The organism is Microcystis sp. M44BS1 (genome assembly GCF_020244875.1).
Classification (GTDB): Bacteria; Cyanobacteriota; Cyanobacteriia; order Cyanobacteriales; family Microcystaceae; genus Microcystis; species Microcystis panniformis.
The window spans coordinates 1-15,601 of sequence record NZ_JADBVM010000025.1 but is presented as its reverse complement, the minus strand read 5'-3'; the positions used below and the strand labels follow the sequence as shown (position 1 = coordinate 15,601).

The window sequence follows — 15,601 nt, the reverse complement described above, 5'->3', positions numbered from 1 at the left end:
TAGGTAGGGTGGGTTAGGCAATGACAAATTATTAGACTTAATTATCAATTTATCTATTTGCCGTAACCCACCATCAGTTATCAGTTTTTTAGCTATTTCTGCTAGAATTGGCAGGATTTTCGGGGGGTAAATAACGATCTAAAATCTCAACCATGCGTGATTCTCTTTCTTCAATTTTGTCAAATCGATTGTAAAAATCTGACTGAACCTCATAAAAATCCGACATCGATCGAGTTAATTGTCCTAGCAGTTGATAAAGTCCCCGTCTGTCTTTTTCCCATTCTTTTTTAGACTCAGCAAGACTATTAGTTAACGCTTCGATCGATTTGGCGTTAGAATTAGCGATCGCTCTAGTTTCTTTTAATCCCTGATTGGTTTCCTGTAGTCCTAATTTAATCTCCTGTAATCCTAATCTAATCTCCCGTAGTTCTGTTAGGGTATTTTCAGCAAGAGATTCGAGTCTATCTAGTCTATTTTCTTCCGAGTTACTCATATTCATTTACCGGTTATCAGTTATCAGTTATCAGTTATCAGTTACCAGTTACCACTTTCTTACTGATTACTGGTAACTGATTCAGTAAGTAATCTCAATTAATTGTTAGATAGTGGGACAGGCTTCTGGTTCTTTATATGTTATCTTTAATTATAACCGGCTACCTAGTTGATGATAGGTGGTGCGTTACGACGGATTTTTACCTTTAAGTCAAAACAGGAATTTTTGCCGTCTAACGCACCCTACATTTTACTATTGCCTATTGCCAGTGGTGCGTTACGACGGATTTTTACCTTTAAGTCAAAACAGGAATTTTTGCCGTCTAACGCACCCTACATTTTACTATTGTCTGTTGCCAGTGGTGCGTTACGACGGATTTTTACCTTTAAGTCAAAACAGGAATTTTTGCCGTCTAACGCACCCTACATTTTACTATTGCCTATTGCCAGTTTCCCTAACTAACCGAGAAAGAATCAACGATAGTTTCAAAGAGTTCTTGAATTTGCGTCCAACGTTTTTGGGAAGTGGAAAGATTAAAAGAATAGAGTTTATGATTATTAACCGTGACGCTGGCCAGATTATGACGTTCTTGGCCGTTGGGTAATTTAACTTGATATTCGAGGATATAATAATCTTGGCCGTCGATTTGATGGGATTCTGAGCGAATTAATTCTACTTCCTTATCGAGATTGGGGTTAAGACTGTTATTTTTCAGGAGACGATAGCCAACTTCCGAGGGAGTACCTAAATCTGTTAAGGTTTTATTGTCGGGGACGGGGTTGATAATAACGCTTAAATTTTCGCTCGTTTCGATCAGGTCATGAAAAACCACATCTACTCCCGCAACTTTTTTCACATCCACCTGCGTCCAACCCTTAGGATACAAGAATTGATAACCTTGGCTGCCACTGGTGTATCCTTGCAGTCCAGCGATGGGAGTTGCACAAGCGGTGAAGAGGAGGGTGGTAATTAGAAGGAAAGTCGCCAAAAGAGATTTAATCATGATATTTTGACCTGTAAGTAGGGCTGTTTAATTTTACCTTGAATTGTTTAGGTGAACGGATTATGAAAATTAAGAAAAAATTGACAATTATTATCGCTATAGCCACTTTTTTACTGACTATCTCTCCCCTAAGCGCTCAAACTACCGCTAACCCCGTGAAAGCTGTAGAATTTTATAATCGGGGGGTGGATCGTTTAACCGCAGGGGATTATTCAGGTGCGATCGCCGATTTTACTCAAGCTCTACAATTAGAACCGAAGGATGCCGATGCTTACTATAATCGCGGCTATGCGGAGTTAGTTCTCGGCCAGTACGAGCGAGCGATCGCAGATTATACCCAGGCCTTGACAATCAACTCTAATTATGTTAATGCTCTCGGTAATCGTTGTTATGCCTATTATCTGACGAAAAAATACGAGGCAGCCGTGGAAGATTGCACAAAAGCGATCGCTTTAAACGGAAATTTTGCTGATTTCTTTATTTATCGCGGTAATGCTAAGGATGACTTAGGTAAACACCTAGAAGCGATCGAGGATTACACAAAAGCTTTGAGTTTACAGGGAACTAGAGGACAGGATCGCATTTTCTATAATCGCGCCTTGGCCTATAACCGAGCCGGACAGCAGGAAATGGCTTTAAGGGACTACAATGAGAGTCTGAAAATCAATGCTAATTTTGCCGAAGCTTACCACAATCGGGGTTTGACCTATTATAAATTGGGAAACAGGGAAAAAGCGATCGCTGATTTAGAGGCAGCAGCTCGTCTAGCGTTATCTCAGGGTAAACAGGGGACTGCGGCTAAGTCTCAGTCAGCAGTGGCATTAATTCAGGGTCAAAAGCCCTAAAATAGGGAGTAGTTGTGATTTTAGCGCTAAAGAGGAGTGAAAGGGGCTAAATCGCAACTACGAGGGACTAAATTTTAGCCAGCTTGAGATGCGTAAAAAGCGACGGCTAACAGTCCACCCACAAGTGTGATCGCAGCAACACCCCAGAAAATATAATTACGTTGTTGCGATTTAGTGGGTGGATCCGCTTGATAAACTTTCGGTTCAGCGGCGAAATTATTTAAGCGTCCACCTTCTTCGTTTGTATAAGGCATAATCAAAACCTCAAATATGACAATTTTTCAGGAAAAAAATCCTCTTATTACAATCGTACAACATATCAGTAACCGAGTCGGGGATGTTGGAAATTCCCACGGGGATAACAATTCCTAGTCTTGGGGTAACTGCCGGACTCTGCTATTTTTATTGGCGATCGCATTTCCAATGATTGAAACTGCGAAAACAAGTTTAAAAAGGCTAATCATACCAAATCCGTTTTTAATACTATAATAATGATCCTTGAATATAAGTATTGCTTCTTTCTTTTTTAAATCTTTTAAATCTCTCTGCAGCTATCTCGCAATAGTCTTGTCGAATTTCAAAACCCACAAAAATTCTTCCTAATCCCAAGGCCGCTATTCCCGTGGAACAAGAACCAGCAAAGGGATCAAGAATTATTTCTACGGGATTAGATGAAGCTTGTATAATTCTCTCGACAATTGCTAAAGGAAATTGTGCGGGATGTCCGGTTCTTTCCTTAGAACTGCGCTTTTCTCCTGTAGTGACTTTAGGAACTTCCCACACATCAGAAGGATTTTTACCGAGGGGATTACAACGATATTTACCATGTTTCTTTTGATTGGGATACTTAACGTTAGGGTCACGAATATTATCTAAGTTAAAAGTATATTCTTGGCAATTTTTGAGATAAAAAAGCCATTTTTCATTGCGAGGACTAAGACGATTTTTTGTAGAAACACCGGCCCCATATTTCCAGACAATTTCTTGTAAAAGATAAAAGGGAGACTTATCCCAAAGAAGATAGGGAATCGGAACACATAATCCCTTTTCTGGTACTTCTAAATAACCAACATTTAGCCAAAAAGCACCGTTATCTTGAGTAATCTGATAAATTTGCCCCAGCCAATTAGCACACCAATCAACATAGTCATCGATTGAAAGAACTCGTTCATATTCTTTGCCAATATTATAAGGTGGTGATGTAACAGTGAGGTCAATTTTTATGTCACTATGAGATAGTTTAGACAAAAAGTCTGTGGCATCTCCTTGATAAAGAATAAAGCCGTTGTCCGAGTAAAAAGGTTGACCAAGATGACTAACCAGAATTTCTTTAAGAGAATTAAATTTGTTGGCTCTATCTTTTTCTAACTCTGGAGAAAATGGCTGTAGTAAGGAGGAAGGAGCAATCTGAGTTGATTGATGATCAACAATTCCCTCTGCTAGATAAGAGTTTTGTTCCTTACTGGCAATTGGACGAGACTCATCTTCCCTAGACGATAGTTTTTTTTGTTTCCCCTGGGACTCTACAACCATAATTTCAAAGGACAGGTAAGTATTTTGATAGTTTCAATTATGCCCTTATTTTACCAAAATATCACTGGAGTTGTGCTTAATTTAATAACTTTTGTAATCATTCTCCTTCCCTTACCCTGGATGGGGAGGTAGAACCCCACCAAGAGTTAAAGATTGACTGATAAAGCAGCGAGTTTTCCTTGAAAAATCTCAACTGAGTAGATTGATAATTAGGAGATGCACCCGAAAATTATCCCTAAAATGGTGGTAAATAACCCATGGCATTTTTGACTCGATCAAGAGTTTGATTGGCCACCGCTTCTGCTTTGAGACGACCTTGTCGCAAAACCGTAGCTAAATAATCTTTATCCTCTCTAATTTGGGCGTATTTTTCCTGAATAGGTTGCAGAGATTTTATGGTCACTTCTGTTAACATCGGTTTAAATTGTCCCCAACCTAAATCGGCACATTCTCCCGCGACCACCTCTTGACTTTTTCCCGATAAAATGCTATAGAGAGTTAGTAAATTATGGCATTCGGGACGTTCTGGATCATCGAAAGTTAAACCCTTCACTAGATCGGTTTTACAGCGTTTAATTTTCTTGGCAATGACATCGGGACTATCGAGAATATTAATCCGACTCATCTCGGAAGGATCGGATTTAGACATTTTATTCCGGCCATCGGTTAAACTCATCACCCGCGCTCCTTCCTTGCGGATCATCGGATCGGGGAGTTTTAAAATTGGTTGTTTCGGTTGCCCAAAAAGATGATTAATTCTAACAGCTATATCGCGGGTTAATTCTAAATGTTGTTTTTGATCTTCTCCCACGGGTACTTTATCGGCATCGTAGAGTAGGATATCGGCAGCCATCAGCACGGGATAATCGAGTAAACCTGTGCCAACATTTTCCCCCTGTTTAATTGCTTTTTCTTTAAATTGAATCATATCGGTTAACCAATTTAAAGGGGTGATACAATTCAATAACCAAGTTAATTCTGTATGAGCTTTAACGTGGGATTGGACAAAGATAGTCGCATATTCTAAATCAATTCCGCAGGCTAAATATAGAGCGGCAATTGCTAAAGTATCCTCCGCAAGAGTGGCGGGATTATGGGGAACGGTGATCGCGTGTAAATCGACCACACAAAAGAAATTATCGTAGTCTTGTTGTCCCTCCACCCAATTGCGGATCGCACCGAGATAATTGCCTAAATGTAAATTGCCAGTTGGTTGCACACCAGATAAGATTCTTTGTTTACCCATAACTCATGCGATCGCTTTTTTCATGATTTTATTGTATCAGTTTTTGCCGCTAATTTCATCCTAAATCCAATTGGGAAAAATCATTCTCAGATAATAATCCCGCACTGACAGGGGAATGCCTAAATAAATTGGTAGCCAATGGATAAAAGCAAAAATTATCAAAATTATCAGCGAGCGCGAGCCATTTTTATAAATAGGACTGGAACTTTCTAAACCATCGGCTAAGAGCCAAGCTAGGGCAATCCAAGTGAAGCTATAGGCAGCCATATAATGATAGAGAAAGGTGCAGCGACTAATTTTTAACCAGGGCAGCAGATTAGCAATATAGTTACAGATAAGATAGGCGGAAATTACTCGCTCTTTTCGGTTAAATAATCGACTAAAAACCACTAGAATCGCTACCGTAGAAACCCACCATAAAAACGGATTTCCCATAGCGTGAACATCATAAATTTTATCGCCTACTCTCTTAAAATAATAAGCCACAGGTCGCCCCATTACTAACCAACTATACCAAGGAGAACAATAGGGATGAACATCAGATTGATTACCTTTTATTCTCTGATGAAATGACCAAATTTCTTGATGTACTTGCCAAAAATTATATTGATGGTTGACGAGAAGATGCGGTATCCACAGTAAACTATAGGTAACTAGGGGAAAGATAATTAAGGCGATAAAAATGTCCTCTAATCTCAGGTTAGTTGCCTTTGTCCAAAGATTATCTTTTGACTGCTCTTGATTCAATAATTTTATTAACCAAGCAATACCGATAAAAATAAATATTCCCAGTAAAAATCCTAAGCCATTCCATTTAATATTTGCCGCTAAACCGAAAGAAACTCCCGATAATAATAACCAATTGAGGTTTGAATTTTTCTGGAGTGCTAATAAAAAAAATAATTGTCCAGACAAACCGAATAAAATTAAGTAAATATTATTGAGAGCATAGCGGGATTCCACCAAAAATAATCCGTCTAAACTAGCGAGAAAAGTTGTGATTAAAAATACAGTTTTTCTCTGGGTTAATTGATAAGCAATTCCCCCAATAATTAGGGGAATAAAAGAACCAGTGAAAGCATTTAACCAGCGATAACTAAAAGTTGAGCGCAGGGAACCCGTTAAATTATTAATGGCCTCAGGAGCGGCAGGAAAATGAGAACCAATCCAGATACTAATAGCAATTAAATATTGACTTAACGGTGGGTGAGACTGGAAAAATTCTTTACCGATTAGATATTCATTGCCGTATTTAGCATAATAAACTTCATCGAAAACAAGAGTATTAAACTGACTGAGATTCCAGAATCTTATTCCTAGGGAAAATACAAATATCCCTAGGATAGATAGGTTAAATTTTACTTGAGAACTCATGGAAAGATAATAGTTATGATAACTGGGAATTTTCTGTTAAACGCAAGCGAAATTCTTTGATGGCAAGACGGGGATTAGGATGGTTGACGTATTCGGCTAATAATTCTAAATTTAAATCCGGTAATAAAGCACTTTTAGGGATTAAAATATATTCGCCATTCTCTTGTAAAGAATAGATTTTTAACTGATTATCTTGCCAAAACCAAACCTCTTGAGTTCCCAATCTTTTATAAACTTCTAAAACTTTCAGGCTGCCACTGGTTAAGATGATTTCTATCGCCAAATCAGGAAACTCTTTTTCTGTAAATAAACAAAAACATTTGTCTGGTTCTTTTCCCGCTTCTTTTTCCTGTTTTCGCAACGTGGTGGAACCTAATCCCCAGAAATCAATTTCAGCATATTCTAAATAAGCTTCTACTAATCTACCAATATCTTCTTTGCTAACTTCGTGACGACGACTAGGAGCCATAATTTCTACCATTCCATCTAAGTAAGTAATGCGATAACTGGAACTATCTTCTAAATGTTTTAAGAGGGTTTCGTACTGTTGCCAATTAACCCCAGAAATAAACATTCTTTGTTCAGGATCATTAGCTTTTAACTCGAAATCTTCTAATCCTTGTAACCGAATCGTAGTCATCATAAAATTAATTACCTCATCTATTTTACTTAATTACTCAGGAAGACTTATTTTGATTTCTTCTGGCGTTAATTTTAGCGCGTAAAATCCTAACTTTATAGGGATCGGCATCTTTTCGCCACAGAATCTGATAGCCCTTGATTGTAGCACAATGCTCCTCTAAACATTTTTGCCAACCCTGTAAACGTTCGATCGCTTTTCTATCTTCTAACAATCCCCAATCCTTTTCTAATTGAGTTAAGCGAAGCAATTTATCATAGTTGGGATAATCCGCCGTTACTAAAAGCTCTTTTTCGTGTAAAATTGGCGGATTAGGACTATCCCGATAATCACGAAAACTAAAATCAGCCGAACCTAAATATACATCCATGCTAGTAGCTAAAATCGGATGAATTTCTGTATCAAAATTGGGGTAATAGAGATAGGAAATTTTGGGTTGACGAAAAGATAAACGAACAACGTTAGCATTTTCTAACCGTCCGATAGTTTGACTGGCACAACCTTCATATAAGCGTAATAACATCGGTAATTTTTCCAAAACGCTAATATGAATAGTTAGGGAATAACGGGAAAGTTTGCCTAAGGAACTATTTTCACAAGTACGAGCGATCGCTGTCAAATTTCCCGCACTTATTAACACTTCTTCTGCTAAAGCGCAAGCATTGCGATAACTGCCAAATAAAGCTTTAAAATCGGCACGGGTAGCGGGGGATAATTCCCGTACTTTCGGACAGTGGCTAAATTGACTTAAAGCTAAATAAAGTAAAAGATCGGCGCGTCTTTTGTCGGCAATTATCTCCCATTCTTCCCCTTCTGTTACTTGTAGAATCACTTGAAAAGCGCGTCTAAAAGTGCCAAATTCTGCCTTAATTTCTTCCTCTTGTAATAATTCTCCCGCAACGGGTAAACGTCCCTGCTGGGTATAAAATTCCATCAGGGGAGTTAATAAATCTTCGTAATCTTCAAAGCGTTTGAGATGGGTTGTAATTTTAGGGGTGGTAGCGCGGGAACGACATCTGGATAAACGAAAAGTTTCGGCTTTTTCTTCCTCTCGAAAAACTAGATAAATTCCCAAAGTTATTGGAATAGAATCAACCCCTAAACTGCTATCAATATACTGTTTTAGTTCTTCCTGTTGATAGTATTTTTGAAAAGTATTACGACGAGTTATAATTCCATCTTCATAAGCCATTAAACCCCGTTCGCTATCATCAATTAGAATCTGTGCCGAAACAATTAAAACTTGACGGGTTAATTGCCAAGCTTTTAATAAAGCTTCCTGCCGTTCTTCGGCGGATTCAATAACATTAATTACATAGCCTAAATTAACAATATCAGATTCAATTAAAGGACTATCGGGACGATAATAAGGATCCCAACCTTCACTTTGATAACCCTGTTCAGCTATGCGTTCTATATCACCTCCATAACCACAACCGTAATCAAAAAAAGTGGTTTCAGGAAGAAATAATCCCGCCGCTAATGCTAATCTTGCCGGACGAGAAAGAGTTTTGCGAACAAGAGCGGCTTTGTGGCGATCAATTATTATCGATTTTTCCCTTTGTCCCTCCAGATTACAAACTAAATAATCTCCTGCAAAATCAAGGTGATGCTTTCTTAAAAGCCTTTGCCATTCCTGTTTAGTACCGATGGGATAAGAACTGTTTAAAAGTCCTAAAGCACTCTCGATTTTTGTGAGATGCTCGAATTCTTCATAAAGGGGATAGTCCCTAGTAACAAAAGTTTCTTTTCGGTGTAAAATGGGCGGATTATCAGCATTTTGATAATTCCATTCACTCAAGATTAATGTCCCCATATCTACCACTAAACTTTTAGTTAAAACTGGGTGAGGTTCTCGATCAAAATCGGGATAAAAAAGATAGGATATTTTCGGTTTATCGGTGCTAAATTTAATTATTGTTGCCTCAGATAAATGCTGATTAATTCTTGCTTGTTGTTCGTAATTCTGGAGGATAGGATTCAGTTGATGTAATGCTTCTCTATGAACATAAAGCGCCCCCGGTAATAGTTTACCGATGGGACTAACTTGACACAGTTGCACGATTAAGGCGAAATTCTCAGCCATGGCAATTAATCTGTCTAATAACAAATTCTAGAGACAGAAAAAAACTAAATAAATCTAGTTAAATGAACCCGATAGCGATCTTTTTTGGTCACAGTAACCTCACCCACTTCTAGACGACCTTTTCCCCGGAAAGAAATCAAATCACCAGTTTTAACATTATAACTAGATTGACTGATATCTTTCCAGTTAACTCGCACATCCCCGGCACTAATTGCTTCGGCCATTTTACTGCGAGAAATGCCAAAACCCGCCGATGCGATCGCATCCAAACGTAAGGAAGCTTCCACGGTATTAATTTCTTTTTTTTGCGGTGGTCTGACTTTTAATTCCGTCAAAGGAATCAGGCTAGTTTTCACGGGAACCGAACGCACTTGTCGCAAATTAGCAGATAAAAAATCTGCCAATTCAGGCACTACAATTGCCTGCGCTCCTCGCTCACCTAAAACAATTATATCGCCGACTTTTTCCCGAACGATACCCGTCCCCAACATCGCCCCTAAAAAATCCCGGTGGTTAGCGGTATCAAAAAGAAAATTACCGGCAATATCAAGGGCAGATAGGGGAATATCTGTTACTGTCAAAGGTAGATCAACTCTAGCAATACCGAGGCGCTGTCTTTCTGCCTGGGGATAACCGCCCCATTTTTCCATTGACACATCGGTTAAACGCTGAAAAACTCGTTCTACTTCCGCTAAAACCGCAGGAGAAAGAAAGTCTGTCACCGTCACTTCCCAAGTCTTAATCGCTTGTTCGGCTTTATCAATAACTTTCGCTATCTCCTCGCGGTTCTCGACACCCTTTAGTAATTCTTCTCTTGGTAACATTGTTTTGTGGTAATTAATCAAAAATTCTTAGGAAAAAATCAAATGACCGATAACTTATTCCTAATAACCGTTCACCGTTCTAGGGCGTATCCTTGCAGATTTTCGGGGTTAAATTGACGGAGGATAAGAGTCGCTTGATTTTTCAGGTTTTCGGAACCCTGCACGACAATAATATATTTTCCCGCGCCGAGACGATTGCGATAGGGAAGTGCATCGCCACTGCCGGACGATAAACCCACGCCACCACCGACGAAAATACTGCCCATCGCCCCCCCAATCGCCCCAGCAATGCCGCCCACGATATGATTGCCCGGTTCTCCGGCCCAATCAAAGGTATGCAATCCCGTAATCAGGTTAAAAAGGTAGCCCCCAGCAAAACCGAAGGGAATTAGCCAAAAAGCCATGAGAGTAGCCCGTTTTTTGGCCTGTTGGAAGGGATCGATCAAACCGAACTCATCGGCACTTTTATAGCCGCGACCGAGAATGGTCACTTGAGATTGGGGAATTCCCGCTTTTTCGAGGGCAACGGCAGCTTCTTCTGCTTCTATGCGATCAGCTAACACGGCAATGAGATAATTCATATTCTCCAACTTTTCAGGCTATCTTCATCTCCTATTGTAAGGATTTTGGGGACTGAAAAGCCGCTCGCTCGAGAAAATATGCAAGGGGATGGGAAAAAATTATTTTATTTGGCTTATTTCTGGCAATAATTGACCATAAAGATTAAGGGAGATAGTTATCATCTTTAAGGACATTTTTTTCGCTAAAAAGAAACCCCCATTTTGCCTCAACCTAGAAGGACAGCCACAATCACTACTTTAGGCCAATTATCATTATTAACAAGAAGTTTTTGGGGATTATTATCATTGGGATCAGACTGTCAAGCTTGACTCACTTGTGTCATTATTTTAATGTTATCCCGGTTCACTCCTGACGTAAAAACTAAAAAACAGATTAGAGTTCCGGCAATAATAGCGGCTCTCTTATTTTTTGTGTGGTCAGTTTAACTTATATAGTAGTGATCGATCTTTGTGTCCTCTGTGTCTGGAGTGGTTCGTTCCACTCACTCACCCGCAAGACTGTATCTTAGAATACATTTTACCCACCAAACCTAAGAGAGCCTGATAGCTAGTCTTCAGTGAAACCCCAGCAGTTTTTGGGTAGTGGGTAAGAACCCTCCTGCAGCCACTCCAACCAATCCGACTTTAGTTGTGGGTTCTGGAATGGTTTCCCCGCGTTCTTGCAAAACCTCAAGGTAAAATTCAATCGCTTCTTTAATATTTTCCTGAACCTCTTCAAAGGTATCTCCAATGGTTTGCTCAAGGATTACTCAGGATACTGACGCGGACTTTTTCACCATTTTGCAAAGGTTTACTACTATTAACGACGAAACGCTCCCCCGGTTCAAGTCCAGTGATAATTTCTACTTGACCGTCAAGCGCTTGACCGAGACGAACGGGCCGTTTTTCCACTTGCGAGTTCTCCTCGGAAAGGACGAAAATGGCCGAGGATTCCCCTTGACTGACAATTGCTGTTTCGGGAACAATCACCTGCGCGGCAGAATTATTATTAAACCGCACCCGGGCCAATAATCCCCCTTTAATTAAACCATCCCCATTGGCTAGAGTAATCTCCACGGGAATCCGCCGGGCCGTGCCTTGGCTGAGGGGGAAAATTCTGGTGATGCGACCGGAAAAATTTCTATTACCGAAAGCATCAAGGCTGACATTAACCTTTTGTCCTAAATTAATCGTTTTTAAATCCAATTCTGATAATAATACCACTACCTTGACCTGCTGAAAATCGCCAATTTTGAGGACTTCATCGCCGATACTGACTAAATCCCCCGGCTCTTTCAGTTTTTCGATAACTATCCCCGTCGCCGGTGATTTAAGAGTAGCGTAGGCCTGACGTTGTTGTTCCTGAGCGATGACCGATTTTTGGGCGGCAATTCTGCCGATAATTGCCGCCACTACCTGCTCCTCGACTTTAATTCTTGATCGCCCGCTATTAACGGCTTTTAAAGCCACTGCCGCCGCAGTTTGGGCTGTTTCGCCCTGTTGTAGGGGAATCGCTCCTTCTAGGGCTAATTTTTGCAGGCGCTCGGCATCATTTTTGGCCTGTTGGTATTGTAGTTGTAGGCGCTGCACTTCAATTTCAGCGTTACTGACTTCAATTCTTGCCCGGGCTAATTCCGCTTCTAGGGCCGACAGGGCGGCTTTTTCTTGCCGGACAACGGTGGCGAGGAGACGGTCATCAACACGAGCGAGGATTTGTCCTAATTGCACCCCATCTCCCACATCAACGAGGAGATTGAGTAACTGCCCAGGGGCTTGCGATCGCAGAGAAACCACTTTCAAAGGTCGGGTAGTTCCCGTGTAATCGAGATTGCCTCCGCTGGTTGCCAGTTTAGCCGTGGCGACGTTGACGGTGGTAGTACGGGCTGCTGGTGGCGGTGGTTGGGTTTCGGTCCGGGGAGAACAACTGGCACTGAAGGATAAGATAACCAGAGCGGAAAGGATAATCGGATTCGATCCCATGGCGATAGTCCTAGTAGAAAGCCGCTTTTGAGTCGATGGTCGCCTATTCTTCGTCCCAAGCTTCTACTGCTACCACTTCGCTGAGAGGGTCTTGCATGGAGAAACCGAAATCGAGCAACTCTTGCTTCCAGTATGTCCACTCATCTCCGTATAACAGAGCCAGTTTCCAGATACTATCGCTAGGTTTGACTACTTTTGCATCTATCCACTTGCTAACCTTGCGTTGAAACTTCACCATCGGGTGAGCTACAGCTTGTTTGGTCATAAATTCAATTGCTATGAATACTTCAGATTTTGCGCTTCCCGACTAAACTAACTCAAGACTAAGACTTTTGCCATTACAAGGGATCGAGAAGCGCATTTATTAACTTACTTGTACACCAGATCTCTGGTTTTAGGCAAGTCTTTTTAACCAAAAGTACGGTAATTACTACTATAGATTAGTATAACCGGAGGCCACAATCATGGAACCGATGCCTCGATCGGTGAAAATTTCCAGTAAAAGGGCGTGGGGAAGACGACCATCGATAATATGAGCAGCTTGAACTCCCTGAGCCAGCGATCGCACACAGCAGCTAACTTTGGGAATCATCCCGCCGACAACGATGCCTTTTTGAATCAAGTCCCGGGCCTGTTGTATATCCAATTTAGCCAATAAAGTGGAAGGATCCTTGTAATTCTCTAAAATTCCAGCTGTATCGGTCATCAAAATCAGTTTAGGCGCCCCTAAAGCCGCCGCTATTTCTCCGGCTACCGTATCGGCATTGATATTATGAGCTTGGCCAGTTTCATCGGCGGCCACACTGGAAATCACGGGAATATAGCCACTATTGACCAAGGATTCGACGACGCTAATATCGACACTGCTCACTTCTCCCACAAAACCAATGCCCTCTTTACCCACGGGACGAGCAGTGATCAGATTACCATCCTTACCGCATAATCCTACCGCTTTACCGCCAGCTTGATTGATCAGGGCAACAATTTCTTTATTGACGCGCCCCACCAGCACCATTTCTACCACATCCATGGTGTCGGCATCGGTGACGCGTAAACCGTCTTTAAATTGGGGTTCAATGCCCAATTTATCCAACCAACTATTGATTTCTGGACCGCCGCCGTGGACAATAACGGGACGAACCCCCACACAGGAGAGAAAAACGATATCTCGCATCACCGTGTCTTTGATATCGCTGTTATTCATGGCCGCACCACCGTATTTAACCACTACGGTACGACCGCGAAATTCTTGTATATAGGGTATGGCCTCGCTGAGGATTTTCACCCGTTGGGCATCGTTTTCCTGGATATTATTATTCATGCGTTTTTTTACCTGTCTGATTCAGTGACCAGTTTAGCGGTTTCGGGTTTGACAAAAACTGTTCACCCTGAACGGATTGCTAGAGAGTCTTAGAATTGCCGAATTTTTCGACGCAACGGACAAAAATCTCGACTCCCATCCCTAAGACTGATTCATCAAAATCAAAGCGGGGATGATGGTGGGGATAGGCTAATCCTAATTCGGGATTGGCAGACCCCAAGAAGAAATAACAGCCCGGTACTTCCTGTAAAAAGAAGGACATATCTTCCCCTCCCATGGTTTGACATTCGGGAACGATTCCGGCTGGGGTTTCCACCACTTGTGCGGCGATGGAGCGCACTAATTCCGCCATCTGATCATGATTGATTACCGGGGGATACAATTGCCAGTAATCGAATTGATAACTAGCCCCCTGACTTTGACAGATGCCCGCAATAATTTCTGCCATCCGTTCTCGGAAATAGCCCCCTAACTGGGGATTGAAATAGCGCACTGTCCCACTGAGATTAGCACTATCGGCGATCACGTTTCTAGCGCTTCCCGCCGCTAATTTACCCACAGTCACCACGGCGGCATCGAGGGGGTTAAGGTTGCGGGCGACGATGGTTTGCAAGGCGTTGACGATTTGGGCCGCCACCAGTAGTGAATCGACGGTTTGATGGGGAATTGCTCCGTGGCCGCCCCGGCCTTGAATCTGGAGATCGAAACATTCCACCGCCGCCATTAAAGCCCCATTTTTCACGCCTACTGTCCCTAAGGGCAGATTATTCCAGAGGTGTAGCCCGATAATTCCCTCCACGTCGGGATTTTTCAGCACTCCCGCTTCGATCATCGGTTTCGCACCCCCCGGCCCCTCTTCGGCGGGTTGGAAAATAATTTTTACGATCCCCTTGACATGGTGACGGTTTTGTGCTAGGTAAACTGCTGTGCCGAGAGCGATCGCTGTGTGACCATCGTGACCACAGGCGTGCATCTGGCCGGGATGTTGGGAACGATAGGGGACTTGGTTTTCTTCGGCGATCGGTAGTGCATCCATATCGGCCCGCAGGGCTAAAACTGGCCCCGGTTGACTGCCTGCGATGGTGGCGACAATTCCGGTGCCGGCGATGCCAGTTTGATGGTCAATTCCATATTTAGTCAGGGTTTGACTGATTAAGGAGGCGGTGAGATGTTCTTGAAAGCCTAGTTCTGGTTTTTGGTGTATTTGTCGGCGCCAGTGAACCAATTGCGGCTGCAGGGAACGAATAGCAAGGCGAATTTGAGCGCCATTCAAGCTATTAGGAACGGGAAAGGAGGAAATCATCGAAAATTTGGGTCTGAAACCCCGTCGTTCTACGACGGCTTTACTGTTAAATATTAGCGCATTTACACGATATATGCTAGAATGCGAGACATGGAAAAAGCCTATTCGTTTCGATTTTACCCCACACCAGAACAAGAGTCGCTATTGCGGCGCACTTTGGGCTGTGTAAGATTAGTTTACAATAAAGCTCTCCATCTCAGAACACAAGCATGGTATGAAAGACAAGAAAGAGTAGGATATGCTCAAACTTCTTCAATGTTGACCGATTGGAAAAAACAAGAAGAATTAGAGTTTTTAAACGAAGTTAGCTGTGTACCTTTACAACAAGGGTTAAGACATTTACAAACAGCTTTCACTAATTTCTTTGCTGGTCGTACTAAGTATCCTAACTTT

The 15,601-nt window shown here is 41.7% G+C and carries 18 protein-coding genes; 3 read left to right on the top strand and 15 right to left on the bottom strand.

The genetic code is table 11. From position 1 onward, the window contains the following. Positions 1 to 88: 88 nt before the first annotated feature. Positions 89 to 493 (bottom strand): hypothetical protein, encoded by a 405-nt coding sequence (locus tag IM515_RS01170; RefSeq protein WP_287629805.1) that lies wholly within the window; start codon positions 491 to 493, stop codon positions 89 to 91. Between the two features lie 171 nt (positions 494 to 664). Here IM515_RS01170 and IM515_RS01165 point away from each other — a divergent pair, with 171 nt between their 5' ends. Beyond that, the gene (locus tag IM515_RS01165) at positions 665 to 955 is read left to right on the top strand and encodes a hypothetical protein (protein WP_287629807.1); all 291 of its coding nucleotides are present in this window, start codon (positions 665 to 667) and stop codon (positions 953 to 955) included. Here IM515_RS01165 and psbP read toward each other — a convergent pair. Further along, on the bottom strand, positions 948 to 1,496 hold the full coding sequence (gene psbP, locus IM515_RS01160) for a photosystem II reaction center PsbP (RefSeq protein ID WP_002771776.1): 549 nt from the start codon (positions 1,494 to 1,496) through the stop codon (positions 948 to 950). The two genes, IM515_RS01165 and psbP, sit on opposite strands and share 8 nt — an antisense overlap. Positions 1,497 to 1,558: 62 nt before the next feature. Between psbP and IM515_RS01155 the strand changes: the two genes are divergently transcribed. Next, complete coding sequence (locus IM515_RS01155; RefSeq protein ID WP_287629809.1) at positions 1,559 to 2,341, top strand: tetratricopeptide repeat protein; 783 nt, start codon at positions 1,559 to 1,561, stop codon at positions 2,339 to 2,341. A gap of 74 nt (positions 2,342 to 2,415) precedes the next feature. Here the strand turns inward: IM515_RS01155 and psb34 are convergent, their stop codons facing one another. The 13 genes from psb34 to IM515_RS01090 all read right to left on the bottom strand — a co-directional run bounded on the left by psb34 (position 2,416) and on the right by IM515_RS01090 (position 15,208). Continuing rightward, complete coding sequence (psb34, locus tag IM515_RS01150) at positions 2,416 to 2,595, bottom strand: photosystem II assembly protein Psb34 (RefSeq protein ID WP_002740432.1); 180 nt, start codon at positions 2,593 to 2,595, stop codon at positions 2,416 to 2,418. 229 nt (positions 2,596 to 2,824) lie between these two features. Next, on the bottom strand, positions 2,825 to 3,874 hold the full coding sequence (locus IM515_RS01145; protein ID WP_287629811.1) for a DNA-methyltransferase: 1,050 nt from the start codon (positions 3,872 to 3,874) through the stop codon (positions 2,825 to 2,827). A gap of 235 nt (positions 3,875 to 4,109) precedes the next feature. Continuing rightward, on the bottom strand, positions 4,110 to 5,120 hold the full coding sequence (trpS, locus tag IM515_RS01140) for a tryptophan--tRNA ligase (RefSeq protein WP_287629812.1): 1,011 nt from the start codon (positions 5,118 to 5,120) through the stop codon (positions 4,110 to 4,112). A gap of 60 nt (positions 5,121 to 5,180) precedes the next feature. Further along, positions 5,181 to 6,494 carry a dolichyl-phosphate-mannose--protein mannosyltransferase gene (locus IM515_RS01135; RefSeq protein ID WP_287629813.1) on the bottom strand — a complete coding sequence of 438 codons (1,314 nt, stop codon included), beginning with the start codon at positions 6,492 to 6,494 and terminating at the stop codon, positions 5,181 to 5,183. 13 nt (positions 6,495 to 6,507) lie between these two features. Beyond that, positions 6,508 to 7,137 carry a Uma2 family endonuclease gene (locus tag IM515_RS01130; protein WP_287629814.1) on the bottom strand — a complete coding sequence of 210 codons (630 nt, stop codon included), beginning with the start codon at positions 7,135 to 7,137 and terminating at the stop codon, positions 6,508 to 6,510. Between the two features lie 34 nt (positions 7,138 to 7,171). Beyond that, on the bottom strand, positions 7,172 to 9,220 hold the full coding sequence (locus IM515_RS01125) for a DNA phosphorothioation-associated putative methyltransferase (protein ID WP_287629815.1): 2,049 nt from the start codon (positions 9,218 to 9,220) through the stop codon (positions 7,172 to 7,174). Positions 9,221 to 9,264: 44 nt separating this feature from the next. Next, complete coding sequence (locus IM515_RS01120) at positions 9,265 to 10,044, bottom strand: photosystem II electron transport protein, Sll1252 family (RefSeq protein ID WP_287629816.1); 780 nt, start codon at positions 10,042 to 10,044, stop codon at positions 9,265 to 9,267. Between the two features lie 71 nt (positions 10,045 to 10,115). After that, positions 10,116 to 10,625 carry a hypothetical protein gene (locus IM515_RS01115; RefSeq protein WP_002771761.1) on the bottom strand — a complete coding sequence of 170 codons (510 nt, stop codon included), beginning with the start codon at positions 10,623 to 10,625 and terminating at the stop codon, positions 10,116 to 10,118. 554 nt (positions 10,626 to 11,179) lie between these two features. After that, complete coding sequence (locus IM515_RS01110; protein ID WP_287629825.1) at positions 11,180 to 11,356, bottom strand: type II toxin-antitoxin system HicB family antitoxin; 177 nt, start codon at positions 11,354 to 11,356, stop codon at positions 11,180 to 11,182. A 7-nt stretch (positions 11,357 to 11,363) separates the two neighbouring features. Beyond that, positions 11,364 to 12,584 (bottom strand): efflux RND transporter periplasmic adaptor subunit, encoded by a 1,221-nt coding sequence (locus tag IM515_RS01105; RefSeq protein ID WP_002771756.1) that lies wholly within the window; start codon positions 12,582 to 12,584, stop codon positions 11,364 to 11,366. A gap of 43 nt (positions 12,585 to 12,627) precedes the next feature. Beyond that, complete coding sequence (locus tag IM515_RS01100; RefSeq protein WP_002771755.1) at positions 12,628 to 12,849, bottom strand: DUF4327 family protein; 222 nt, start codon at positions 12,847 to 12,849, stop codon at positions 12,628 to 12,630. A gap of 168 nt (positions 12,850 to 13,017) precedes the next feature. Continuing rightward, on the bottom strand, positions 13,018 to 13,905 hold the full coding sequence (argB, locus tag IM515_RS01095) for an acetylglutamate kinase (RefSeq protein WP_287629818.1): 888 nt from the start codon (positions 13,903 to 13,905) through the stop codon (positions 13,018 to 13,020). A 79-nt stretch (positions 13,906 to 13,984) separates the two neighbouring features. Further along, positions 13,985 to 15,208 (bottom strand): M20 family metallopeptidase, encoded by a 1,224-nt coding sequence (locus IM515_RS01090; protein WP_287629820.1) that lies wholly within the window; start codon positions 15,206 to 15,208, stop codon positions 13,985 to 13,987. Positions 15,209 to 15,298: 90 nt separating this feature from the next. Between IM515_RS01090 and IM515_RS01085 the strand changes: the two genes are divergently transcribed. After that, a partial coding sequence (locus tag IM515_RS01085) for an RNA-guided endonuclease InsQ/TnpB family protein (RefSeq protein WP_287697824.1) occupies positions 15,299 to 15,601 on the top strand: 303 nt, incomplete at its 3' end.